Source organism: Ancylomarina salipaludis, assembly GCF_004122035.1.
Taxonomy (GTDB): domain Bacteria; phylum Bacteroidota; class Bacteroidia; order Bacteroidales; family Marinifilaceae; genus Ancylomarina; species Ancylomarina salipaludis.
The window spans coordinates 170,472-196,342 of the sequence record NZ_SAXA01000009.1 but is presented as its reverse complement, the minus strand read 5'-3'; the positions used below and the strand labels follow the sequence as shown (position 1 = coordinate 196,342).

17 protein-coding genes are annotated in these 25,871 nt (G+C 36.0%); 7 read left to right on the top strand and 10 right to left on the bottom strand.

The window, feature by feature from the left end:
• Nucleotides 1-85 precede the first annotated feature (85 nt).
• The 4 genes from EO244_RS11315 (at nt 86) to thiL (ending at nt 3,942) form a co-directional block, all read left to right on the top strand.
• Nucleotides 86-277 carry a TIGR04149 family rSAM-modified RiPP gene (locus EO244_RS11315; protein ID WP_129254784.1) on the top strand — a complete coding sequence of 64 codons (192 nt, stop codon included), beginning with the start codon at nt 86-88 and terminating at the stop codon, nt 275-277.
• A 61-nt stretch (nt 278-338) separates the two neighbouring features.
• Entirely contained in the window at nt 339-1,604 is a 1,266-nt protein-coding gene (locus EO244_RS11310) for a radical SAM peptide maturase (protein WP_129254783.1), read from the top strand.
• Between the two features lie 10 nt (nt 1,605-1,614).
• Nucleotides 1,615-2,793 (top strand): TIGR04150 pseudo-rSAM protein, encoded by a 1,179-nt coding sequence (locus EO244_RS11305; protein WP_129254782.1) that lies wholly within the window; start codon nt 1,615-1,617, stop codon nt 2,791-2,793.
• Between the two features lie 105 nt (nt 2,794-2,898).
• Entirely contained in the window at nt 2,899-3,942 is a 1,044-nt protein-coding gene (gene thiL, locus EO244_RS11300; protein ID WP_129254781.1) for a thiamine-phosphate kinase, read from the top strand.
• A gap of 179 nt (nt 3,943-4,121) precedes the next feature.
• On the opposite strand, the gene lpxA is transcribed toward thiL, so the two are convergent.
• From lpxA to EO244_RS11280, 4 genes are all read right to left on the bottom strand, one after another.
• Nucleotides 4,122-4,904, bottom strand: a complete 783-nt coding sequence (gene lpxA / locus EO244_RS11295; RefSeq protein WP_129254780.1) for an acyl-ACP--UDP-N-acetylglucosamine O-acyltransferase — start codon at nt 4,902-4,904, stop codon at nt 4,122-4,124.
• Nucleotides 4,905-5,006: 102 nt separating this feature from the next.
• A complete protein-coding gene (locus EO244_RS11290; RefSeq protein WP_129254779.1) occupies nt 5,007-6,398 on the bottom strand; it encodes a bifunctional UDP-3-O-[3-hydroxymyristoyl] N-acetylglucosamine deacetylase/3-hydroxyacyl-ACP dehydratase in 1,392 nt (463 codons plus the stop codon).
• A 76-nt stretch (nt 6,399-6,474) separates the two neighbouring features.
• A complete protein-coding gene (gene lpxD / locus EO244_RS11285) occupies nt 6,475-7,509 on the bottom strand; it encodes a UDP-3-O-(3-hydroxymyristoyl)glucosamine N-acyltransferase (RefSeq protein WP_129254778.1) in 1,035 nt (344 codons plus the stop codon).
• A gap of 352 nt (nt 7,510-7,861) precedes the next feature.
• Nucleotides 7,862-9,097 carry an HD domain-containing protein gene (locus EO244_RS11280; RefSeq protein ID WP_241687975.1) on the bottom strand — a complete coding sequence of 412 codons (1,236 nt, stop codon included), beginning with the start codon at nt 9,095-9,097 and terminating at the stop codon, nt 7,862-7,864.
• A gap of 335 nt (nt 9,098-9,432) precedes the next feature.
• Between EO244_RS11280 and rimP the strand changes: the two genes are divergently transcribed.
• The 3 genes from rimP (at nt 9,433) to infB (ending at nt 14,225) form a co-directional block, all read left to right on the top strand.
• Nucleotides 9,433-9,897, top strand: a complete 465-nt coding sequence (rimP, locus tag EO244_RS11275) for a ribosome assembly cofactor RimP (RefSeq protein ID WP_129254776.1) — start codon at nt 9,433-9,435, stop codon at nt 9,895-9,897.
• Between the two features lie 20 nt (nt 9,898-9,917).
• On the top strand, nt 9,918-11,156 hold the full coding sequence (gene nusA, locus EO244_RS11270; protein WP_206734545.1) for a transcription termination factor NusA: 1,239 nt from the start codon (nt 9,918-9,920) through the stop codon (nt 11,154-11,156).
• A 63-nt stretch (nt 11,157-11,219) separates the two neighbouring features.
• Nucleotides 11,220-14,225, top strand: a complete 3,006-nt coding sequence (gene infB, locus EO244_RS11265) for a translation initiation factor IF-2 (RefSeq protein ID WP_129254774.1) — start codon at nt 11,220-11,222, stop codon at nt 14,223-14,225.
• 277 nt (nt 14,226-14,502) lie between these two features.
• Here the strand turns inward: infB and gcvH are convergent, their stop codons facing one another.
• From gcvH to EO244_RS11235, 6 genes are all read right to left on the bottom strand, one after another.
• Complete coding sequence (gene gcvH / locus EO244_RS11260) at nt 14,503-14,877, bottom strand: glycine cleavage system protein GcvH (protein ID WP_129254773.1); 375 nt, start codon at nt 14,875-14,877, stop codon at nt 14,503-14,505.
• Between the two features lie 116 nt (nt 14,878-14,993).
• A complete protein-coding gene (gene sov, locus EO244_RS11255) occupies nt 14,994-22,478 on the bottom strand; it encodes a T9SS outer membrane translocon Sov/SprA (protein ID WP_129254772.1) in 7,485 nt (2,494 codons plus the stop codon).
• A 24-nt stretch (nt 22,479-22,502) separates the two neighbouring features.
• A complete protein-coding gene (ruvA, locus tag EO244_RS11250; protein ID WP_129254771.1) occupies nt 22,503-23,084 on the bottom strand; it encodes a Holliday junction branch migration protein RuvA in 582 nt (193 codons plus the stop codon).
• Between the two features lie 52 nt (nt 23,085-23,136).
• Nucleotides 23,137-24,216, bottom strand: a complete 1,080-nt coding sequence (gene pdxA, locus EO244_RS11245; protein ID WP_129254770.1) for a 4-hydroxythreonine-4-phosphate dehydrogenase PdxA — start codon at nt 24,214-24,216, stop codon at nt 23,137-23,139.
• A 203-nt stretch (nt 24,217-24,419) separates the two neighbouring features.
• Nucleotides 24,420-24,809 carry a hypothetical protein gene (locus EO244_RS11240; protein ID WP_129254769.1) on the bottom strand — a complete coding sequence of 130 codons (390 nt, stop codon included), beginning with the start codon at nt 24,807-24,809 and terminating at the stop codon, nt 24,420-24,422.
• Nucleotides 24,810-24,853: 44 nt separating this feature from the next.
• Nucleotides 24,854-25,864, bottom strand: a complete 1,011-nt coding sequence (locus EO244_RS11235) for a DUF4837 family protein (protein WP_129254768.1) — start codon at nt 25,862-25,864, stop codon at nt 24,854-24,856.
• Nucleotides 25,865-25,871: the final 7 nt, after the last annotated feature.

Below are 25,871 nucleotides of genomic sequence, written 5' to 3'. Positions count from 1 at the left end.
TAAACTCAAACGCCTAAAATCTCGTTCGAGGAGATAAGGGCAAAATTAAAGTAAATTTTATTATTAACACTTAAATTTTGACAAGATGAAAAATTTGAAATTAAACAAGCTTGCTAAAGAGAAATTAAATAACAAACAATTAACAGATACGAAAGGTGGTCTTAAAGCAGTTGTTATAGTAGGTCCACTTTGTGGATGCGGTTGTCGTTATGCAGACAACGGTGGATCATCAAGCAACGATAACGCATGTGCAAATGCCGACGGTGGTCTTCGTTAAGATTATGCTCACCATAACCTTAGGACATAGAAAATGTCCTAAGGTCTAACACCAACTATTTATGTGTAAGGAAAAATTCTATCAATTAACAGGCGAAAATATTAAGTCGGAACTAGCTAATCTAAACCAATTAACTTTTGAAGTAACAGATTCGTGTAATCTAAAATGTAGATATTGCGGATATGGTGAATTATATAATGATTACGACAAAAGGGAAGATCGGGATCTTGATCAGGAGTCTGCTATTAAATTAATTGATTATTTAGCTGAATTATGGAGATCTAAAAATAACAAGTCATATGGAGGACATATATATATAAGCTTTTATGGTGGAGAACCTTTGTTAAATATGAACTTCATTAAAAACATTGTTAAACATATTGAATCTCTCACCAACATTCACAATAAATTTGTGTTTTCAATGACAACCAATGGCCTTTTATTAGATAAGCATATCGATTACCTAACAGAAAAGGATTTTAGACTTCTCATCAGTCTGGATGGAACAAAAGCCAATAATTCATACAGGGTAAACCATTCAGGGATGAATTCTTTCGATAAAGTTTATTCAAATGCTAAAAAAATACAAGAACACTATCCTGATTATTTTAATGATAGAATAAATTTCAACTCTGTACTTCATAATAAAAACAGTGTAGCTGAAATTCATTCATTTTTCAAAAAAGAATTCAATAAAGTAACCAGAGTTGGTGAATTGAATACATCGGGAATTCCAGAAACTAAGCACAAAGAATTTGACCAGATGTATAATTCAAAAAGAGATAGCTTATTAAAAGCACAAAATCATAAAATAATTGAAAAAGATTGGTTTGTAGATAATCCAAAGACAGATGCCCTTGCAACTTATCTACACAAACACAGCGGCAACGTTTTTTTCTCATATAATGAATTATTGATTCCGACAACTCCAATAAAAAATACAGATAGGATTCCAACCGGAACCTGTCTTCCATTCAATAAAAAAATGTTTGTCACCGTCACTGGAAAAATACTTGTATGTGAACGAATAGGTCATCAACATGCCGTTGGAAATATATCTAAGCAAGGAATTAAACTCGATCTCGATAAAATAGCAGAAACATATAACAGTTACTTCAGAACATTAACATCACAATGCTCAACATGTTATAATCTTGACACCTGCAAACAATGCATATTTACCTTCGACACAATAGATTCTGAATTGCGATGTAAACATTTCACTAATAAAAAGCAGTTCGAATCAAATACTTCTTTAATCATTGACTATCTCAGAGAAAATCCAGATTTGTATGAGAAAATTATGACAAAGGTTCTAGTTAATTAATAAAGCAAACATGAAAAAATACTGGTTCAATTTAAATCCTGATACTTTTGTATGGAAAAACAGATCAAACATTCTATTATACAACTCTGCAACTAAAATATCCATTGAATTTAACTATTCACCAGAACTGCATTCAATCATTGAAAAATTGAGTAGTCTCTCAAATTTGTATTGCATACAAATAGATCAAACAGAATTATCAGTATCTAACGTAAAGGAATTTATCGATCGGATTATCAAAAGCAATTCAGGTACTTTGTCTGAAATAACAAACAATCAACAAAGACCAATTCAATTCCCACCACTGCTTAACCTACAATGTGACAGAGATAAACTCAAGCAGGACACTTCTCGATCCATTGGAGAGAAAGTCATAACATACCTAAACCATGTTGATATTTATTTTAACCATCAAAATAACATTAACCTAAAAAAGCATATAGAGAACTTATCTAAATTCTTAAAACCTATACCGCCAAATCAACATATCTGTTTCAATATAATTTTAAATTCAGCATCATCTTTTAATGGCATAAACACTTTAATCAATAATCTAAAGGATCATAACTCTTCAATAATTCTGCAAATAGATTCCTCACTTTTAAAAAATATATCTGATAAATTTAACATCCCTGATGACTTGAGAATAAAAATAATCCACAATGCATCACGTAACGAAGAAGTTATGTATAAAGCTCTAAAAAACACAAAACATATTGAATCCAAAATCAGTTGGCAATTTAATATTCATTCTGAGTCAGAATACTATAACTGTGTTTCATTTATTGAAAAGGAACAGTTAGATAACACGGAAATAGTACCTGAATACAATGGAGTAAACTTAGCTTTTTTTGAAGAAAACATTTTCCTAAACAAGGAGGATCTTGCAAATCCGAATTTAGACAAACGGGAAGTTTTTGCTCATCAGGCAATGAATACAAATAACTTTGGAAAAATCATTATTCAATCTGATGGTAATATATACTCAAACAAGCATATTCCTCCCCTAGGCAACTTGCAAAATTCCTTAAAAGAAATACTCACAAAAGAAATGTACGCAGGAACTTCTTGGTTTAAAATAAGGGATATGGAACCGTGCAATAATTGCATCTATCAATGGTTATGCCCTTCACCCTCCGATTATGAAATTGAGATAGGGAAACCAAATTTATGCCATGTGAGAGTTTGATTTCAATAAGCGCCAATAATATATAGCAAGAATATAAACAAATCCCTATTCTTAAATTTTTCTCTACCTTTGCAAGCAAATTCTAAATTTAGAACGTAGCTTATTATGCAGGAAAACAATACACAAGGAACCGATATATCGACATTGGGTGAGTTTGGTTTGATCAAACACCTAAGCAAAAATGTAAAACTAACGCAGGCATCCACTCTAAAGGGAATAGGTGACGATGCGGCCGTTTTAAATCAGTCAGGTAAAAAAACGGTTGTAACAACTGATCTTTTGGTTGAGGGCATTCATTTCGATTTAATGTATACACCTCTTCGCCATTTGGGTTATAAAGCAATTGTAGTAAATGTTTCGGATGTTTACGCCATGAATGCAGAACCTAAGCAGGTGACTGTTTCTATAGCAATTTCAAAACGATTCACGCTGGAAGCCATTGATGAAATTTACGAAGGGATTAATATGGCTTGTGAGAAGTACAATGTCGATTTGGTGGGTGGCGATACCACATCATCATTAACCGGACTTTGTATTTCGGTGACCGCCATTGGTGAAGCTGATGAAGATAAGATTACTTACCGTAGCGGGGCACAAGTAAACGACTTAATTTGCGTAACAGGTGATCTTGGAGCTGCTTATGCCGGACTACAACTTTTAGACAGAGAGAAACGTATTTTTGAGAACAATCCTGAAATTCAGCCTGACTTAACAGGACATGATTACATTCTGGAACGTCAGTTGAAACCTGAGGCTAGAAAAGATATCTTCGAGAGCTTACAGGATGCCAAAATCGTTCCGACATCGATGATTGATATCTCTGATGGTTTATCATCTGAACTCTTCCATATTTGTGAAGAATCGAATGTTGGCTGCCAAATTTACGAAGAGAAAATTCCTATCGATTACGAAACCCATAAAATGGCTGAAGAATTGAATATGAACTATTCGATTTTTGCGCTTAATGGCGGAGAGGATTACGAACTTCTTTTTACGGTCCCTCTTGATAAATTTGAAAAGATCGAAAAAATACCTGACGTTAAAGTGATTGGTCATATCTGCGACGCAAGCAAAGGGAAATATATGGTCGCCCGCGACAATACCGAAATTGCGCTACAAGCACAAGGCTGGACTAATTTCACAGAATAGATTTGATGATGAGTTGATGCGGTGATGTGATAATGTGGGGATGAGTGAATGAAAGAATTTACTTATAAACCTTATTCTACAAATCATTATTTAACCCGTCAGTTTAAAAAAAACAATAAAAAAAAGCGCTCGTTTCAATTAAGAAACAAGCGCTTTTTCTATATAATATCAACACGTTTTTACTCCGGGAAATACCCACGCATAATACCTCGTTTTGAATTCTTCACGAAAAGAATAATTTCATCACGATCTGGTGAGGCAGGCATTTCAGCTTCAATGGCTTCAATGGCTGCAAAATTGTTCATCCCTTTTTGGTAAAGGTAACGGTACACATCCTGAATCTCACGAATTTTCTCATTAGAATATTCACGACGACGCAAACCAATAGAGTTAACACCAACATAAGAAAGAGGTTCACGAGCAGCTTTCACAAATGGAGGCACATCCTTACGAACAAGAGACCCACCGGAAATCATCACATGAGAACCAATATGTACAAACTGATGAACAGCTACCAATCCACTCAAGATGGCAAAATCATCAATCACAACTTCCCCTGCAATTTGAGATGCATTACCTACAATAATATTATTCCCCAATACACAATCGTGAGCAATATGTGAATAGGCCATCAACAAACAATTATCACCCACAATGGTTTTGCCTTTTGCAGCTGTACCACGATTAATGGTTACACATTCACGAATGGTTGTATTATTTCCAATTTCAACAGTAGTTTTTTCACCACGAAATTTTAAATCCTGAGGTACAGCACCAATTACGGCACCCGGAAAAACATTACAATTTTTCCCAATACGCGTGCCTTCAAGAATGGTTGCATTTGAACCAATACGTGTTCCTTCTTCAATCACAACATCCTTGTCAATGGTAACGAAAGGTTCGATAACCACATTGTCGGCAATTTTTGCCTCCGGATGTACATAAGCTAAGGGTTGCTTCATTTTATATTTTTTATTTACACTTCGAAAGAGTAAAACCGAAGGCCTTATTCTTCTTTCCGATAGTTGAAAATTTCTATTCTAGTAAAATACCCAGCAAAAAAATTATTGCTTTTTCGCAATCTGAGCCATAAATTCACCTTCAGCTACAATGGTATCACCCACATAAGCCAAGCCTCTCATATTAGCAATTCCACGACGAATTGGCGACAAGAATTCTAATTTAAAAATTAAGGTATCACCCGGCACAACTTTCTTTCTGAATTTGATATTGTTTTGAGTCAAGAAGTAAGTCCCATAGTTTTCCGGGTCATCTACCTGACTTAAAACCAAAATACCACCACATTGAGCCATTGCTTCTACCATTAAAACACCTGGCATTACAGGCTCTCCTGGAAAGTGACCAACGAAAAATGGTTCATTCATTGTAACATTCTTAACCCCAATAATACTGTCGTCCTGAATATCGATAATTTTGTCAACCAACAAAAACGGAGGACGATGCGGTAACAATTTCATTACCCCATTAATGTCTAAAACAGGCTCTTTATTAGGATCGTAAGCCGGAACTGAATCTTTTCCCATCTCTTTTTTAATTCTATTGATTAATAATTTTGCCATCTCGGTATTAGGACCGTGACCTGGGCAAGTTGCAATCACTCTACCCTTTATAAACTTACCACAAAGTGCTAAATCACCAATTACATCAAGCAACTTATGACGCGCACATTCGTTATCAAAATACAAATCTAAATTACTAAGAACACCTTCTTTCACCTCTACACTTTCGTGATCAAATAAGGCAGCAATACGATCCAACTCGGATTGTTCCATCGGTTGGTCCATAATAACAATGGCATTATCCAAATCGCCCCCTTTAACAAGGTTATTATTCAAAAGAAATTCTAATTCGCGAACAAAAACAAAAGTACGACACATCGAAATTTCGTTCTTATATTCGCTCAAGCTATTCATGCTTGCAAACTGATTTCTCAAAACTTTTGAGTCAAAAGAAATCATCGCGTTTACACTAAATTCATCATCCGGCAGAATGATTAATTCAGTCCCTTTAGCTTCGTCTTTGTAAACAATTTTTTCCTTCACTACAAAATACTCACGATTGGCATTTTGCTCTACGATCCCAACTTCCTCTATTCCCTCGACGTAGAATTTCGAACTTCCATCCAAAATTGGTGGCTCAGAAGAACTCAACTCAATCATACAGTTGTCGATACCACAACCATATAAAGCCGAAAGCGCATGCTCTACTGTCTGTACTTTACATTCTCCTTTTTGCAAAACAGTCCCTCTTGAGGTATCCCCAACATACTCGGCACTCGCCTTAATTATTGGTTGCCCTTCAAGGTCAACTCTTCTGAACTGGTAGCCGTGATTTTCGGCAGCAGGTAAAAATTTAATTGATACTTCAATTCCTGTATGTAATCCTTTCCCGGTTAAAGAAAATTCTTTTGCTAAAGTTCTTTGTTTATCAGCCATTCTTCTATTCAATCCTCTAGTTCTTATCTAAGTTTGATGGGAATCATGAACTTCATCCCGTCATCTCTTGAATCTCTTATTTTTTCAACTCTTTCAATTCCTTCTCCAATGCAATAATTTGCTCACGCATCTTCGGAAGATTCTTGAATAACACATATGATTTCTGGTAAGGTCCAAATTCAAAAGCAGGTGATCCTTGAAGAACGACACCTTCTTGCTTGATATTTCTTCCTATTCCAGATTGAGCGGCAATTTTCACTTCATTAGCAATTGATAAATGTCCTGATAAACCAACCTGTCCGCCAATCATACAATTCTTACCCACTTTGCTTGATCCGGCAATCCCCGTTTGGGCAGCAATCACAGTATGCTCATCAATTTCAACATTATGAGCAACTTGAATCAGATTATCCAACTTCACACCCTTACGAATAATTGTAGATCCCATTGTAGCCCTGTCAACACAAGTGTTTGCGCCAATCTCAACATGATCTTCAATCACAACGTTCCCAATCTGAGGAACTTTTTTATAATCATTAGCCGACGAAGGAGCAAATCCAAAACCATCGCCCCCAATTACAACGCCTGAATGAAAAATACATTCCTTTCCAATTATACAATTCTCGTATACCTTGACGCCGGAGTTCAAAACAGTATTGTCGCCAATAACAACATTATCACCCACATAAACATGAGGATAAAGCTTTACATTTTTACCAATCTTAACATTACTTCCAACGTAAGCAAAAGCTCCAATATAAACTTGTTCGCCAACCTGAGCCGTTTTACTCACAAATGAAGGCTGTTCAATACCCACACGTTGAGGCTTACTTTGCTCGTACATCTCCAGCAATTGTGCTAAAGCCTGGTAGGCATCCTCAACACGAATTAGCGTTGCCGCTATTTCCTTATCTGCTACAAAATCTTTATTAACTAAAACTATTGACGATTTAGTCTCATAAATATAATGGATATACTTAGGATTCGATAAAAATGATAAGGTTCCTTCTCTTCCTTCTTCAATTCTTGACACATTGTTTACTGAAACTGAACCGTCACCATCGACTTCGCCATTCAGAAACTCTGCAATATCATTTGCTGTAAAATTCATCTTTCTGCTTTCTAAATGCCCCGCAAACAAACTAACTCAGAATATTTGCAACGAAAACTACTGAAGTTTCTGAACTTAATTATCACTAAATAACAGGTTTAAATTTCCTGAATAATCAGAAACATAAGCCTGAATTATAGACAGTTCTACAACTTGGTTTCACTGGGCAAAATTTACGCAAATCTAATAAATATTTTAAGGCAATAAAAATTTAGTCTATAAAGCGTGAACATTCATCTCTATATATAACGAATTCAAACCTTACCAAACCCATGAAAAACCTATTAGCACCTGAATAAACCAAGTCTACAACAGTCACCTTAAACTCTCCTAATAAGGCATATAGAGACAATTAAAACTTGGGGTAGCATAAATAATATTTTTTAACAGTTTTGGAGAGAACTGAAATATTTAACATATCAGACGCTTTCCCAATATCCTGAAGGCTCCCGTCCTTAAAAAGAATGTTAATTCTATCATCTTCACGATTATACGCATTATTTGTAATGGACCCTTTTATAACCAAATAATTTAAAGCATGATTCGAGCAATCCAGGCGATTTTTTACATTTTTTCTAATTTCAGCAACATATTCCTTTGAAAATGGTTTTTTCCCAATTTCAATTTTAAAAAGCTTCCTATTCTTCATACATCTGCACAAATATGACAGAACCTTATCCGAATGTTCAGCCCAAACTTTAATCGAAACCATAATGTCATTATCATCCAAATCAGCAAAAACCTCCAGCGCGTCCTTATTGCCTAAAACCTTTTCCTTACTCTTGAATTGCCTAATTCCAACTTTGTTGTACAAAAAGTAATGAAGTGCCGGAGTGGCAAACAAATCCTCCCCTTTACCAGCTAGATACTTGGCTCTTTTTAATATTCGAACCAACATTTCTTCGGCAGCCAAACTTGTTTTATGAAGGTATACTTGCCAATACATCAATCGACGGGCAATCAAAAACTTTTCTATGGAATAAATCCCTTTGTCTTCAACAGCCAAGTTTCCTTTAACAACCTCAAGCATTTTAATAATTCGGGTGGAGCCAATAGCACCTTCGCTCACTCCTGTAAAAAAACTATCTCGTCGCAAATAATCCAAGCGATCCATATCCAACTGACTGGATACAAGCTGATTTAAAAATGGCTTATGATATTCATGTTTGAAAATTTGAATCGCCATACCCAAACCTCCTTCAAAATGAGTATTCAACCGATCCATAAACAACTCTGATAATTTCTCGTGCTTGATACCATCAACAATACTATACTCCAATGCGTGAGAAAAAGGCCCATGTCCAATATCATGCAAAAGTATTGCTGCAGTTACTGCAATCTCTTCCTCTTCGCTAATTTCAACATTCTTTGCCCGTAAAGATTCTATAGCCATCTGAGTGAGATATGCGGCTCCTAATACATGCTGAAAACGATTATGGATAGCCCCAGGGAAAACCAAATAAGTCATCCCCAGCTGTTTGATTCTTCGAAGACGCTGAAAAAAAGGATGTTCAACCAAATCATAAGGAACACCTGAAGGAATATGGATAAACCCATGAACGGGATCGCTCAGTACTTTTTTCTTCATCATCATAAAGTTTAAGTTATCTTCGGGAATTATGGGAAAACGAATTCCCAATCAAAAATCCTGCCCTATCATTTTCAAGCCACAAAAAAGCGTTTCCTACAAGTTTGAATCGCTTATTAGCAAATGTAACAAAAAGAGATACAAGCCCTCACATTTAACAGCAAATCACATTAATCTAATAGAAAAAAATCTCATTAACAATTAGAAAACAATAATTTAGACACGAGCAATTTGCATATTAAAACAAATATATCTAATTTCGCAGCGAAAAGTAACAATTTACATGTGCTTTAGGGGACAAGAAAGTCCCCTATTTTATTGAAAGCAACTCCTTTATGATTGACAAAAAAACAATACAAGGAATTATTGAAAAAGAGATCGAAAATACCGATCTTTATTTGGTCGAAACTAAGGTCTCCTCAAACAATACCATTTCTGTGATGATTGACAGCCTTGCTGGTGTTCCTATCAGTACGTGTATCGAATTGAGCCGAGCAATTGAAGGTCAATTAGACAGAGAGATAGAAGATTTTGAATTACAAGTTTCTTCAGCTGGTATTGGACAAACTTTTCAGGTGATACAACAATATCATAAAAACATAGGAAAAGAGGTTGAGGTCCTTACAACGGATGGCAACAAATTCAACGGCAAATTATTAGTCGTTGGAGAAAATGAAATTGAAGTAGAGATTGAGGAATTGGTAAAGGTCGAAGGGAAGAAAAAGAAGCAACTAATCACCAAGACTTTAAAACTCAACTTCGAACAGATAAAATCAACAAAAGATATAATTACTTTTTAACAAGTGAATCGCTGAGTCATATGAATCTTATTGAAACTTTTTCAGAATTTAAAGAGTTAAAAAACATCGATCGTGCTACTATGATGAGTGTTTTGGAAGATGTATTCCGAAACTTATTATTGAAGAATTACGGTACGGATGAAAACTTTGACATCATCATTAACCCGGACAAGGGTGATTTGGAGATTTGGAGAAATCGTGAAGTCGTTGCAGATGGAGATGTTGAAGATGCAAATCTTCAAATTTCATTATCTGAGGCGAAAAAAATTGATGAAGATTATGAACTGGGTGAAGAGGTAACTGATGAAGTTAAGTTTCTGGATTTTGGACGTCGTTCCATTCTGACACTTCGCCAGAACTTATCAGCTCGTATTATGGAGCTTGAAAAAGATAATATCTTCAATATCTATAAAGATAGAATTGGTGAGATTATCACAGGTGAGGTTTACCAAATTTGGAAAAAAGAAATTCTTGTTATCGATGATGAAGGTAACGAGTTGATTATGCCAAAAACGGAACAAATTCCTTCAGATTATTTCCGTAAAGGTGAAACACTAAGAGCCGTTGTAGTTCGCGTTGAAGTGAAAAACAACAGTCCTTTGATTATTATATCCAGAACTTCTCCTGTATTCCTTGAGCGTTTATTCGAACTTGAAGTACCTGAGATATTTGATGGTTTAATCACAATCAAAAATATTGTTCGTGTTCCTGGCGAAAGAGCAAAAGTTGCTGTTGAATCATACGATGAGCGTATCGACCCGGTAGGAGCTTGTGTGGGTATGAAAGGATCCAGAATTCACGGTATTGTTCGTGAGTTAAGAAACGAAAATATTGATGTAATTAATTATACAACCAACACCTCATTGTTTATTTCCCGTGCACTGAATCCAGCGAAAGTTAATTCAGTTAAGTTCGACGAAGAAACACATAAAGCTGAAGTATACTTGAATCCAGAAGAAGTATCATTGGCTATTGGTAAAGGTGGTTTAAATATTAAACTTGCAGGTCAACTGACAGGCTACGAAATTGACGTATATCGTGAAAAAGTAGAAGCAGAAGTTGAAGGCGAGGAGGATGTAAACTTATCAGAGTTTAATGACGAAATCGATGCTTGGATCATCGAAGAATTTAAGAAAATTGGTTGCGACACTGCCCGTTCTGTGTTGGAACTTTCAGCAGAGGAACTAGAAAAAAGAACAGATCTTGAAATTGAGACTATTGAAGAAGTTTTAAATATCTTAAATTCAGAATTTGAATAAACATTCTTTATCCTCAACATTTTTAGTTTAAGATACAGACATTTTAACAGTTAACTTCAGAATATGACAAAAGTCAATAAAAATATAAGACTTAGTAAACTAGCACGAGAATTCAATGTAGGGATTACGACTATAGTGGAATTCTTAAATAAAAAAGGTATTGAAATTGATTCAAATCCTAATAACAAAGTGTCCGGAGAGGCTTATGATATTCTTGCAAAAGAATACAGTTCAGATATTAATCTGAAAAAGGAATCCGAGAAAGTAAATCTGAAGAGCACACGTGAGAAAAAGGACCCTGTATTTTTAGAAGGTTCTGAACCTGAGGTGCACGAGAAAACTGAAAAAACAGCTAAAATAGAGGAACCTAAAGCTACTGTAAAAGTTGTTGGGAAAATCGATTTAGATACTGTATCAAAACCAATAAAAAAAGAAGAAGCAAAGGTCAAGGAATCAAAAGTTGAGGAGAAACCTGTGAAGATAGAAGAGACTCCGGTATCTGAAGAAAAAATTGCTACACCTAAGGCTGAATCTAAAGAAAAAACTAAACAACCTTCGGAAGCTAGTCCCGAAGAACAATCTGTTAAAATGGTATCGGCTAAAAAAGAGGAAGCAAAAACAGAAGTAAAACCTTCTGACAAAAAAGACGAATTTAAAGTCATCGGGAAAATTGATTTGAATGCAATGAATCAAAGAACCCGTCCTGCTAAGAAAACAAAAGCAGAAAAGGATGTAGAACGAAAAGAGAAACAAAAAACAGTTACTCCTCCTACACCTAAAAAAGTTATTGAAAGCAAACCTGTTGCAACACCAGAACCAACACCAGCTGCTAAGCCTGAAAAGAAAGAAGAAGAAATCTTCAAATTTTCAACTCAAAAATTAACTGGTCCAACCGTTATCGGTAAAATTGAACTTCCGGTTGAAAAGAAAACATCTCAGGCAGATAAGGATAAAGCCAAAAATCAACGCAAAAAACGTAAGCGTATTAAGAAGGATGGCGAAAAAGTAAATGTAGCTGCTCAAAAAGGTACAAACAGACCTAAAGGTACTGGTGCAGGAGCAGCAAAAGCAGGTGTTACAGCGACTACTGGTACTGACAGAAGACCTGCAAAAGATTCTAAATTTAATAAGCTGAAGAAAAAAGCGCCTGTTAAAAAAGAGGTTAGCGAAGAAGATGTTCAGAAGCAAATTAAAGATACTTTAGCTCGATTGACATCTAAGGGTGGAAAATCAAAAGGAGCTAAACACCGTCGTGAGAAACGCGACATGGCCAGCATGAAGCAGCAGGAAATGGCTGAAAGAAAAGAGGCCGAAAAGAATACAATTAAGCTTACTGAATTCGTAACAGTAAGTGAACTTGCTTCGATGATGGAGGTTTCTCCAACACAAATTATTGCAACTTGTATGGGACTTGGTCTTTTTGTATCAATCAATCAACGATTGGATGCTGAGACAATTTCGATTGTTGCTGACGAATTTGGTTATGACGCTGAATTTGTAAGTGTTGAAATCCAAGAATCTATTGAAGAAGAAGTTGATAAGGAAGAAGATTTGATTCCTAGAGCTCCTATCGTTACCGTAATGGGTCACGTTGACCACGGTAAAACTTCATTACTTGACTACGTTCGTCATGCAAACGTAATTGATGGTGAAGCAGGGGGTATTACACAGCATATTGGTGCTTACAATGTAAAACTTGACGATGGAAGACGTGTATCTTTCCTTGATACACCAGGTCACGAAGCCTTTACAGCGATGCGTGCTCGTGGTGCTCAGGTAACCGATATTGCAATTATTATTGTTGCGGCTGATGATAACGTAATGCCACAAACCATTGAGGCAATCAATCACGCTAGCGCAGCCGGAGTACCTATTGTATTTGCGATTAATAAGATCGATAAAGCAGGTGCAGATCCTGAAAGAATTAAAAGTGAGCTTGCTAATATGAACTACCTGGTTGAAGACTGGGGTGGTAAATATCAGTGTCAGGAAATTTCGGCGAAAAACGGTATTAATATCGAAGAATTACTTGAAAAAGTATTGCTTGAAGCTGAAATGCTTGAATTAAAAGCAAATCCAAATAAACGTGCCATTGGTTCAGTAATTGAATCATCACTGGATAAAGGTAGAGGTTACGTTACAACTTTATTGGTTCAAGCCGGAACTTTGAAAATTGGTGATATTCTTCTAGCCGGAAGTTACACAGGTCACGTTAAAGCGATGTTTAACGAACGTGGTAATAAGATTACATCAGTAGGACCTTCTGAACCAGCTTTGATTCTTGGATTGAACGGTGCTCCACAAGCGGGTGATAACTTCAACGTAATGGAGAGTGAAAAAGAAGCTCGTAGTATTGCAAACAAACGTGAGCAATTACAGCGTGAGCAGGGACTTAGAACTCAGAAACATATTACTCTTGATGAAATCGGTCGTCGTATCGCTATTGGAAACTTCCAGGAACTGAACGTAATTGTAAAAGGTGATGTGGATGGATCTATCGAGGCACTTTCTGACTCATTAATCAAGCTATCTACTGAAGAAATTCAGGTAAATGTTATTCATAAAGCTGTTGGACAGATCTCTGAATCAGATGTAATGCTTGCTACAGCATCGAATGCGATTATTGTTGGTTTCCAGGTTAGACCTTCAATTGGAGCCAGAAGAATTGCTGAGAAAGAGGAAATTGATATCAGATTGTACTCAATTATCTACGATGCGATTGAAGAACTGAAATCAGCTATGGAAGGTATGCTTTCTCCTGAAATTAAGGAAGAAATCACCGCAACTGTAGAAGTTACTGAAACGTTCAACATCACTAAAGTTGGAACTATTGCTGGTTGTATCGTTCGTGAAGGTAAGATTAAGCGTAACTCTAAAATCCGATTAATTCGCGATGGTATTGTTATTTACTCCGGAGCTCTTGGTTCATTGAAACGATTCAAGGATGATGTTAAAGAGGTAGCTAAAGGTTACGAGTGTGGATTGAATATCGATAAATACAACGACATTAAAGTTGGTGATATGGTAGAAGCATTCGAGGAAGTTGAAGTTGCTAAAAAGCTAAAATAATAGCTCAAAACATATATTAAAAAGAGAGGCTGTTTCGCATGAAACAGCCTCTCTTTTTTTGTCCCCAATAGAGAAACACAAATTTTAGAAAGCTCCTATTATAAAACTAAAGAACTTAAAAGATGTTCGTTTAACTACAAAATAAACTCGTATTAGAGTTTCTAATACCCAAAGGTAAATACATACTTATCTATTAAAAAAAGGCCTTAGAAGAGATATAAGGGCATAAAAAAAGCCCCGATAAATCGGAGCTTCTGTATATTATAAGGAAATTATATTATAGTAATTCCTTGTACTGATCAGCAGTCAATAGATCTTCTAATTCAGAAGCATCGTTTACACTAACTTTAATAATCCATCCTTTTCCATAAGGATCTGAATTTACTAAATCTGGAGCATCTTCCAATTCTGCATTGAATTCCAATACTTCACCACTAATAGGCATAAACATATCAGAAACAGTTTTAACAGCTTCAATTGTTCCAAAAACTTCTTCTCTATCCAAAGTCTCTCCTTCAGTTTCAACTTCGATAAAAACGATATCTCCTAATTCTCCTTGAGCAAAATCAGTAACACCAATAAAGGCTGTATCACCTTCAACACGAATCCATTCGTGATCTTTTGTAAACTTTAAATTTTCAGGTACGTTCATGATTAATTCTTGTTTATATCTGGTTCATTATTTGCCCCAAATTTACATTTTTTTTCGAACTATTAAATAAACTCTTATTTCAAAATAAATATTTGTTTATGTTATTGGACATAAGACTATTGAGCCAGGGTAAAACGTACACTAACCCCAAACTCAGTTGTTGTAGTTGGGTATGATAGTGATACATAGGGTTCATTCACAATTCTATCGTAATACAATCGCAAATTAAATCGGCTACTTAAAACATAGTCTGCTGACATTTTCAAACTCACAACCTTTTGTCCTGACGTCAACTGATCAACTTCATCAACAATCTTTCGGATAATGGTATTATTTTTTCTGATAGATAAATCTCCACGAAGGTTCAAATTACTATTAAATTTCTTTTGACCGGATCCTGATCCAATAATCAAACCCAGATTATCAAAACGATAACCTAATCCCAAAATGAATTCACTCGAGGCTACTTCTGTCAGTTGGGTATTAGCCAGACTTAAAATTAGATTACGAGTACGCTTCATCTCAAAGCTTGTTGTAAAATTATTTTTCCACATCATATCAACATTAATCAGCGGATTAAATTGCTCATTTATAGAAACCGAATTTGCCTCATACATTGGTAAGAAATTCTTCACTAAATCAAAATTTCCATCTTCTCCGGTAAAATCCAGATTATTATTATAAGATCCAATATTATAGGTCGATGTATATGAATGATTCATATTGATAGACTTGAAATAACGCTTAACCAGAGGAATCTTCGATAGACCATCAAAACTTATCCGCCAGTTTGGCATCATCTTCTCAATACCTGGAAAAAGTTTGTTATACTTGCTTCCACCACCCCCATAAGCTTTCAGGAAAGCTGGAATTAAAATTTCCTGAGATGTAGGACCATAACCTTCATAATAATCTTTTACAATAACGTCTTTTCCATCAACTTCTATAATTTTAGGGTGATCCTTGTAATTTTCGCCCCATCGTTTCTTAGCCAAACGTAACGATTCAGCCTTACGTGTTTCCAGAAACTCATCAAAATATTTTGAAGAATAGTTACCCGTATTGCCTATACTAAAGAAAGCTGATTTCATACTCATGAAAGTCATACTGAAATTCCCCGTTAATGTCTTATTCTTGGCATCAAACACGGGCTGATCCAGACTTGATTCAGCTTCATTGTAAATATAAAACTCATTCGTATTCTTAGAGAAATTGCGATTTGCATTCAAATTAATTTTCAATCCTGTTATTGGCTCAATAGTTGATCGGAATGTGAAATTTTCAGTATGCGTCATCACATAGGGTGCGTTCAATGTTGGGTCCGTTGTAATCCATCCCTTGCGAGCGGCATTTGCAGCAAAATTCTTATCCTGATTACCTATTAAGAAATTAAACCCGGGCGCATTAACTCCATTGAAGGTTTCACCACCAAAGAAATTCGTTTGTGGTAAATAACCAGGTAAAGTGGTCGAATTAGTTTCAGAATAGCCCAAGGAAATATTCCTGACACTCATTCCCAGTCTAAGAATATTCTCACCAACCTTAACAAGTAAATTATCCTTTTCTTCAATCTTACCGCTTATTCTCACACGCGCATTTTTTAACGATCGTTTAGAGATTACGCGCACACGATTACCTGAAAGAGGTTTGTATTCAATTCGAACCTCTTTCCCCTCTAAATCGTAAACCTTCACCTGAACATCCTTAGTCCCTAATTTATGGTAAACTGATTTACCAACATTAGCTTTCAATTCATCTATTTCTCCTTCGTAATTAACTTTTTTGTATTTATTACTTTGGGCTTTATATCGCCTTGTACCACTATACTTTTGATCAACCCTCTTCAGGTATTTAGATTTATTATACAGATTAACCATATTAAGTTGTCCATTCAACTGAATATTATTTGAGTTTCGAACCGTATTACCATGCTCAATCGTCTTATCTTCTATAATTGCTCCCGCATTCCAATCGTAAGATCCTGTATATCGAGTTGTCAAAGATGTCCAATTCAAAAATGGGATCTTATTAATAGGCACCTTATAGGTTACATTAAAATTATGGTGATACTGCACATTACGTCCCCCATCCATAATGTTATTCCAGATTGAATCTTTCCAGATATTGTAGGCATCCCTATTTCTGTCCTTATCAACAATTCCGTCTGGCTCATCAATACGTGATGTATTGGTCGCCGAAAAATCAAAATTTAAATTCTTTGTTAGATTATATTTCAAATCATAATAACGATACCAATTGAAATTTTTGTCGTAGGTTGGTGTTATCAATAGATCGGGTTGCTCAATATTTCTCGTTTCAATCTCACGGTAATACCTTTGAATATCAGAACGAACAGAAACCTGTGTTGGCATCAAATAAAAATTAAAATCACGTAACAAGCGCAGATAAGGCGATCTTAATGATTTAGATTTCATAAATGGGGAATAATTCTTTGGTCGTGAACTGTAAGTGTAGTTCAATACCCCACGATAGTTCTTCTCCAAATCACGAACCTTATTCACATTACGCGAATACGTTTCGTTAAACGAATAGGTTGCAGACAGGTTAGAAATATCTAATAACTTGGCTTTTCCCTCTTGCTTTTCAACACGAACATTTGTCAAATTGAAGCTTTTCCGCTTGGTATAATCCTGTGCAATATGCTTAATTGAATCACGTTCTTTCTTATTTGCTGCTTGATCTAAGGCTACATCAAGAGGAATATCCGGATCAAGAGGATTGTACTCAGGATTTGATGTTTCTTCAGAAATTGCATAATACATCGGTATTCTCACTCCTGATTTTTCGGGGAAAAACTTACCCAGCTCAAGACTGGCAGAAAAATCATATTGGAAAATATCTTCCTTATTTCTACTGTTTACACCATCCTCGATACCACCAAAACCAGCAGTCATTCGACTACCTGCCCAGGTTAATGTTCCCAAATCAGCAAGTTTGGTTGTCACTCTCAGGTTGGCAGCCCAACCGCCCTTTTCGTCAAAATCAGTCAAGCGAAGCTCATTCAGCCACACCTCAACGGATCGCCTTTCCCCATCATTTACTATTCCCTCTTGTGGATATCGAACCCCGATCATCACCGTGCGTACATTGGCTAGATTTGGATTCCCTTTAATCCTAATGATGTTATTCTCAGCGAGAGGTCCGGCATTTCGGTCAAGCTCACTAACTGGTCGTTCAAAAATATCTGTCAGTTCAACATCAGAACTCGCACGCATTTCACTATTCCTTTTCTGTTTTATTCCTGAAAATAAATTCAATTTAAAATCGAAGCGGTTAGCATCCGGCCACACAATTAATCGGTCATCCAAATTATCATTTGTATAGTGACCATAGGGGGTTAATTTTAAAGGTATTTCATATTCGTAGTAGTTATTCTGATAGTCAGATCCCATACGAATAAAGACTCTCAAATCATCATCTTCAAGATTCAGATTTTCAATTCTTTCGGCATGAACATCCATTTTAAGTGTACCATACTTACGAACATCCATATTTAAAGTCTTATAGGCGGCTTTAGCATCACCCTCTTCCAAATTGCTAACTTTTAACTGAATTGCCTGCTCGTTCAATTGTAAAAGCTGGGGATTACTTGGGTCTACAACACGATCGATACCCGGAGGTAAAACGTAATTAACCGGTTCTTTCTCTGCATTTTCTTCGATATTAACTGCCGCTATTTCAAAACGAGTTTCTTCCGGGGATAATTGTGAATCTGAACGCAATGTCTGATCATATTTTCTCCAATCATCACGAACCAAATCCAAACTTGCAAAACGAAGGACCACTTCTTCTTCGAAATTCTTCATCATCATTCTCATGAAACGAATCGAAGTAAAATCGTTAATATTACCCATCTTACTGTTGTATTCCTCAACCGGCACCTTAAATTGAAACCAATTTACAGTTCCCTTTGTACCATTTGCAAGATCAACCGTACTCTCAACCTTATTCACAATAAAATTCTGACCAACCTTCATTTCATCAGGTGCCAGATGAATCTTATATTCGTAATAAGCCTCTGTTTCACTCAAGGTATTATCATGATTGATATCCTCAACATCAGGTAAAGTGGTTGCTGATGTTGGATAGGGCTCTGGTGATAAATCAGCGGTCGACGAGTTACCTTCAGGACCGTTAAAATCCTTATATCTATCCAGAATACTCATTTGGTTGGCATCAAAGTCGCTTCCTCTGAAATAATGAAAGTTATCGCTGGATGGATCAGTAATCGCATTGGAATAGGCTTTTGAACCAGCACCCAAGTTTGCTGAATTTCTTACATTCAAAATATACTCATCGAAAAAGGTTCTCTCATCCTCAGTAGCCAAACCATCCATTCCGACATCCTGATATTTCCGAGACTGATTATCATTATCAAATGCATTAACAAGAGACTGAACCAAAGGAACACGTCCCCAAACTGTAGAATCAACTAAAACAACCTTACTACTGGTAGGCAAACCATTTTCAAAACCTTTACGTGAATCTTTCAAAACATCTTCCGATATATTACCCAAATCCAATAAGATATCTCCTCCCTTGTGAGTTTTATCATACACAAACGGGTCCATCATCCAAAACTCTACATAAGCAATATTTGCTGCCTCAAAGTCATTGGTCTCAATCTTACGCATGATACCTCCCCAACGTTTTTCAGGATTTTTCAATGTTCCATCGGTATTCATACCCTCTGAGATATTAGCCCGTCCATCAACATCGTAATTGTAAGGCCCCTTTTCAGTAGGATAATAAGCTAAATTCAGTACTGAAATATTTGTTGGAATACCAGATGCTGTTTCCTTATTAGGCCATATCTCTTCTTCGAACACCTCACGTACAAAATGATTTGATAATTGTTCTTTATCCGACCGAATATGTGCTGGGGTTGAAGATGTATTTCTATTAAAAAGCGGATCGATCACATACCAGGCTAACTTAGCACGATTATAACCATATGCCAAATCGTTATTCAAATCTCCTTCAGGAAAATCAGGGTGATTTTGTGGTGTACTGGCTAAAACCCAGGAATTATAATTCTTCATATCAATGGAGGTTTCTGTTCCCTCAAAATCATCGATATAGGCTGTCCCCGAACTCCCAATTGCCTTATTATGTCCTGGAACCAGCTGTGCAAATTCACCTTCTACAGAAATTTGTGATGGCTCTTTAGTCTCGATAAACGGCAGTTTATCAACCAAATTCGTCAAAAACATGGACTCCGTTCTATAACTTCCATTCAATCCCCAAATGGTATTCGAAATGGGTTCATCTCCAATATTCACTTTCTGAGTCAGCGGCTGTTCGGATAAATGCATCACTGTTGCACCCAAATTAAAATCATTATTAAACTGGTAGTCCATCTGAACCCCCACCAATGTTTTCGTTTGGATATTAAAGAGAGAATTACTTTCTGAAGAAATTGAAATAGGGGTCCCCGCTTCCAGAAGAGCCTGATTGATAATTTTAACTCGTCCTAATGTGTAATCAACAGTATAGTCAATATTCTCGATGAGCTTAATTCCACCAGCCTTCACTTCAACCGATCCGGGTTGAACATTCAATGCATTTAACGAGATTTCTGATCCACCTGTCGACTTGTAACTCCCCTTAAGTGCAAATTTATTTTTTTCAGCTATTTGCTGAGCTTCATTTTGTGTCTTAATATACAGGTCATCAAAAGCATATTTATCAGCAACAGCATTGTTCGTGATCTTCGATCGCAGATAAGAACCGAATGGTTCTTTAGCCGGGAAAATAATTCGGCCCTTATTCGGATAAATCGTTAGAGCCTCGATAAAGTCAAACATCCCATCAGGACTGGGATCCAGTTGTGAATTTAAATTATCCAGATTTAACAAACTCAATAAAATCTCATTTTTACCCGCTCCGTCCGTATCAATATAATTCAATTGCGAACCAGCCTGATCATTCTGATACAAAACATCCAGACGGAAATCTTCAGAATTAATCTGGTAAGCACCAATATTATAGATATTTTTCATCATCAACATCCAAGTCCTTTTAAGCGAAGGATTCAGATTTGTGCCTTTAATCAACTTCAGAATAAGAGATTGAGGTGCACTAACACCCGTTGTTGAAAATTCCCCTACCTGGAAAACTTCTCCATTTACGGTATACTGATAGGCCACGGCCAGAACTTCATCTGCATTCAACGATTGATTCAACGAGATATAACCCAAACGTCGGTTCAGAGTATATTCACTTTCCGACAACAATCGGGCATTTTCAACTTTCTCATAATCTTTACCAGCAATAAAATGCCCATTTAAAACATTTGTAACCTGGTTTATATCTCTGATATCTTTATACGGACCATCTGTTAGTTCATTATAAAAAACTTCATTAGCAGAACCTTTTTCATTATCCGGATATTCACCTTGTGTATAGTTTTCTCCAAGATCAACAAAACCAACAAAGTTTCTTGAATCTTCAAAGTTTGAATTCTTATTCGTAATCCAGACCTCAATCTTATTAATTGTAACAGCCGAATTCACAATCGGCAATTTAGCCATTGCCTGATCATAGGTGTCATAAAAATACTTTGATAAAAAGAAGTGGCGATTCGCTTCGTATTGATCCACTGAAACTTCAAATTCGCTCTTTTGAGCGCCATTTTCCATATTCACGACCTTAGTCTCACCTTTTTGCTGAGAAAAAACCGATGCCACTGAAAGTTTACCAAACTGCATCTCAGTTTTCACACCAAAAAGATTCTGTCCTCCGGTGATCAGAGTATTCGAAATTGGCATTGACACATTACCCGCTTCAACTTTTCTAATGATGTTATCTTCTTCACCATTATACTCCAGTTTCATCTGATTTTCGTAATCAAAGGTTGCCTCGGTGTTGTAATTCACCTCCATTGATAAAATATCACCAATCTTACCCGAGACACTCATCTGAATCTTCTCATCAAAATCGAAGCTGGTTGTTTTTCTTAGCTCTTCAGGTATTGTTGGATTATCAACCTTGGTTGTACTGATACCAAAACTCAGTTCTGCAGCCCCCTGAGGCTTAATTGAAATGGCAGTATTACCAAACAATTTTCCAAACACCTTTGATCCTAAAAATGAACGCTGATCAGCACCACTAACGTATCTGTCTGACGAAATACGCTCCATCCAATAATCCCGTAAAGCTGCCTGATTTTGCTGAGCCTGAAACTCCGCTTTCGATATTGAGCTTGAATTACGATAATCCATGCCTCCAATTCGCTTTTTGAGAATATAATTTCCCGTAACAGGATCATAAGCTATTGTCGTCTCAATATTAGACGGATCCTTCAAATATAACGGAGACTTGACTTGATTGTTTTTGAGCTTTATATTATCCTCATCATCAAAAGAATAAGGCAGTGACTCATCCTTGGCACTTTTCTTTTTAGCCTTATTAAATGGTGATTTGGGGTTAATAATACGTTCTGCACTCTTTATCAGTGTACTGTCTTGTTGTAAACTTTCAAAAGAATAAGCATCTGCCTTCAAAGAACTAACATTAGAAGCAAGCCCAAGAGTGAATAAAAATAAAAACGCTAATATGTATTGAACCAGTTTTTTCAAGAAGGGGGATTTTTACGATTTAGATTAGAGTTGTTTCAGAGCTAATTTAATTAACTCCTCAACACTTGCCGGAGAATTTGCTTTGATAATCTTATCAAGTACTTTGACAATAGAATTTTTAGCAAAACCAAGCATCACTAAAGCAGATAACGCTTCTTCACGAATTGTATTGTCCTGAGGCAATACGATTGCACCCATTTCTTCTTCTTTTCCAATCTTATCCTTTAGTTCAATAATAATTCGCTGTGCTGTTTTTGCTCCAATTCCTTTAACATCCTGCAATGTTTTGGAATTATTTGAAAAAATAGCCTTTTTAATTTCATCAGCTGTCAATGATGAAAGCATCATTCTGGCAGTGTTAGCTCCTACACCAGAAACAGAAATTAATAAACGGAAGATTTCTCTCTCCTTCAATTCTTTAAATCCAAACAACAAATGAGCATCATCACGAATAACCTGATGCAGATATAGTTGTGTTGATTTATGGCCTGAAAGCTGCGAGTATGTATTTAATGATATATTAATAATATAACCCATACCATGGTTCTCAACAACCACATTTGTAGGGGTTAATTCATTAATATCGCCTTTGATATATTCAAACATATAGGTAAAATTGGATGAGTGTACTTACAGTATAGTTAGATCAAAACATCAATTATTTCACCGATTGTCTTTTATTCTGAAAATCGGCACTCGGCGCTTTAACCTTCATAGGGTCCTTATTCAACTCTTCAAATTGAATTCTGTTTCGGTAAACATCAATAGCCATGTACAGAGCCTTTTGAAAAGATTCAGGTGAAGCAACATTGGTACCTGCAATTGCATAAGCAGTACCATGAGCCGGAGATGTTCTCACCTTAGATAAACCAGCTGTGAAATTAACCCCGGAATCAAAAGATAAAGCTTTAAAAGCCGTTAGTCCCTGATCATGATACATAGACAGAATGGCATCAAACTTTGAATAATCATTCGACCCAAAAAAACCGTCAGCAGGATATGGCCCCAAAGCCATAATACCACTCTTTCTCGCTTTCTCGATTGCCGGAATAATCACATCTTTTTCCTCAGATCCAATTAAGCCATCGTCACCAGCATGAGGATTCAAACTAAGAACAGCCACCTTAGGTTTACGAATACCAAAGTCCTGAATTAAAGATTTGTTCAGAATATTTAACTTCTCAATAATTTTCTCTTCTGTAATACTTTCTGAAACTTTTGAGATTGGAATATGGCCTGTAACAACACCCACTCTCAGTTTTTCACTAATCAGCAACATTAATGATTTGCCTGAATTAATTCTGGATTCCAAATACTCGGTATGGCCTGGAAAAACAAAATCCTTAGACTGAATATTCTTTTTATTGATTGGTGCAGTTAGTAAAACATCAATATTACCTTCATTTAAATCCTTTACTGCTGCCTCCAAAGAAGCTAAAGCGGCAATTCCGGCACTAGTTGTAGATTTCCCCAGCTCAACTTTAATATTCTCATCCGTGCAGTTAATAATATTTATTCTTTTTGCATGAGCATCCTGAGCTGTTTTAATATTATTCAAACTGAAATCCTCAATATCAAGGGCTTTTTTGTGATAGGCAGCAACCTTAGGCGAACCATAAATAATAGGTGTACATATTTCCAAAATTCGCGCATCCATCAAGGTCTTAATTATCACCTCGTAACCAATCCCATTAATATCACCTTGAGTTATTCCGACTTTTATTTTAGTATCTTTCATTGGTCTGTATATTTATATATATCAATTGGATTGTCAGCCATTATAAAAATGTAAGTTTCTCATCAACGAAACCTCTTCCATACAATCTCTTAATCCAGAATGTAAAAAGCAATCCAAACATGTTTTCACAAAAGTAATAAGATTAAAGAAAAGATCTATTATAATCATCTCGCTCTATTTCATAGCTTAACAAGTTCAGACAATTATAATTTATCCGGATTCTCCTTAAAATAATTTCGGATAAGTACTTTTTTAAGCTCACGCTGAATAATCAATTCGGACAAAAGCTGCTGCTTATCCACATTCGGGTATTTCAACTCATTCTTCAAAATCTCTTTTTCGCTCAAATCAATCTGATACAAAAGCAAAATCAAACGATGATAATCCTGACTAAGCATATAAGCCACGTGCTCAATGATCTGAGAAAAAAGTTCATCATAAGCCTCATCCGGATTTCCTGAAAACCGAACTTCAAACCCAAACTGATAAAAATCTTTTTCAATCTGAGCTGCAACTTGTTTTATGATCCCGACTTTATCGCGATACTTAGAAACCTTAATTTGATTATAATCAGGTAAATTCACTTGATCCATTTTTAGTTATCCCACACAATTCCAACTTCACTGACTCTTAATCCCTACTTAGATTTAGCCTCAGCTTTAATCGATGTGTATGTGTACATAATCGCCTCAAGCTCTCTCAGCAACTCGCGCTTATCATGGTTTGGGCGATACACGTAAGCATCCATACAAATCACACGATTATTAACTGAATCAAGGAATGAGAGATTTACAAAAGGACCGCCCATAAAGTCATTCTCAACTTTCCACAAACCTCTCATTTCAACAGCATAATTCCCCTGAAACTCGAAATGATTAAATGAAATAGGGAAATTGTTCTCGGTTGTCATATAACTTCCTTTTGAAGGTCCGGGAACCAAATCTCTAAGCTTCTGATTTCTCAACATCAAAATTGCATCCTTATCAAAAGCATCTTCAGTAAGGTAATCGTAAGTATAAATAAACATCCCCTGGCTTGTTTCAGGTGTTTCCTTACTTACCCAAAAAAAGTCCGGTTCTGTTTTTCTAATCTTATAACCCGATGGAAATGCTAAAGTAAAATGCTTTTCCTTTTTTAAATAATCAAAAATATCCTGCACAGGAGCTTTTGAGATAATACCAATTTTTCGATTACGCTCACCACGTATAAAGTAAGCCAAAATCTTTGTTCTGTTTTTATCCAAAATCTCCAACATATCGTTAACAGAGGCTGCTTCAACACGCATATAAGCCTGTGTGCGAGCATACATATTATCTTTCACAACCAATCTGGGTTTCTTAACCGATGACGCAACCTTTATTTCTAAAATACTTCTATGTGTTTTAAACATACTGGTAAAAGCCTGCTGATTCAAATGGAACAAATCCATCACAGCCTCATCCTGTGGCATTCCCACCTGAATATCATTAAAAATTGCTTTTATCGAATCGCCAACGACACCTTCCCATAATGCCATACTACTCAAAATTACAATCTCACCCGATTGACCAGTAACTGTTGGCATTAATCCCTTTGTTGTTTTCTTACAAGAACTGATACTTGTAACAAGAACCAAACAAATGATACCAAATTTTATTATCGATTTCATAACTGAT

Bases quoted from the DNA above. Each gene is read 5' to 3' on its own strand.
- EO244_RS11315 (WP_129254784.1), top strand. From the start codon at position 86: ATGAAAAATTTGAAATTAAACAAGCTTGCTAAAGAGAAATTAAATAAC.
- EO244_RS11310 (WP_129254783.1), top strand. From the start codon at position 339: ATGTGTAAGGAAAAATTCTATCAATTAACAGGCGAAAATATTAAGTCG.
- EO244_RS11305 (WP_129254782.1), top strand. From the start codon at position 1,615: ATGAAAAAATACTGGTTCAATTTAAATCCTGATACTTTTGTATGGAAA.
- thiL (WP_129254781.1), top strand. From the start codon at position 2,899: ATGCAGGAAAACAATACACAAGGAACCGATATATCGACATTGGGTGAG.
- lpxA (WP_129254780.1), bottom strand. From the start codon at position 4,904: ATGAAGCAACCCTTAGCTTATGTACATCCGGAGGCAAAAATTGCCGAC.
- EO244_RS11290 (WP_129254779.1), bottom strand. From the start codon at position 6,398: ATGGCTGATAAACAAAGAACTTTAGCAAAAGAATTTTCTTTAACCGGG.
- lpxD (WP_129254778.1), bottom strand. From the start codon at position 7,509: ATGAATTTTACAGCAAATGATATTGCAGAGTTTCTGAATGGCGAAGTC.
- EO244_RS11280 (WP_241687975.1), bottom strand. From the start codon at position 9,097: ATGAAGAAAAAAGTACTGAGCGATCCCGTTCATGGGTTTATCCATATT.
- rimP (WP_129254776.1), top strand. From the start codon at position 9,433: ATGATTGACAAAAAAACAATACAAGGAATTATTGAAAAAGAGATCGAA.
- nusA (WP_206734545.1), top strand. From the start codon at position 9,918: ATGAATCTTATTGAAACTTTTTCAGAATTTAAAGAGTTAAAAAACATC.
- infB (WP_129254774.1), top strand. From the start codon at position 11,220: ATGACAAAAGTCAATAAAAATATAAGACTTAGTAAACTAGCACGAGAA.
- gcvH (WP_129254773.1), bottom strand. From the start codon at position 14,877: ATGAACGTACCTGAAAATTTAAAGTTTACAAAAGATCACGAATGGATT.
- ruvA (WP_129254771.1), bottom strand. From the start codon at position 23,084: ATGTTTGAATATATCAAAGGCGATATTAATGAATTAACCCCTACAAAT.
- pdxA (WP_129254770.1), bottom strand. From the start codon at position 24,216: ATGAAAGATACTAAAATAAAAGTCGGAATAACTCAAGGTGATATTAAT.
- EO244_RS11240 (WP_129254769.1), bottom strand. From the start codon at position 24,809: ATGGATCAAGTGAATTTACCTGATTATAATCAAATTAAGGTTTCTAAG.
- EO244_RS11235 (WP_129254768.1), bottom strand. From the start codon at position 25,864: ATGAAATCGATAATAAAATTTGGTATCATTTGTTTGGTTCTTGTTACA.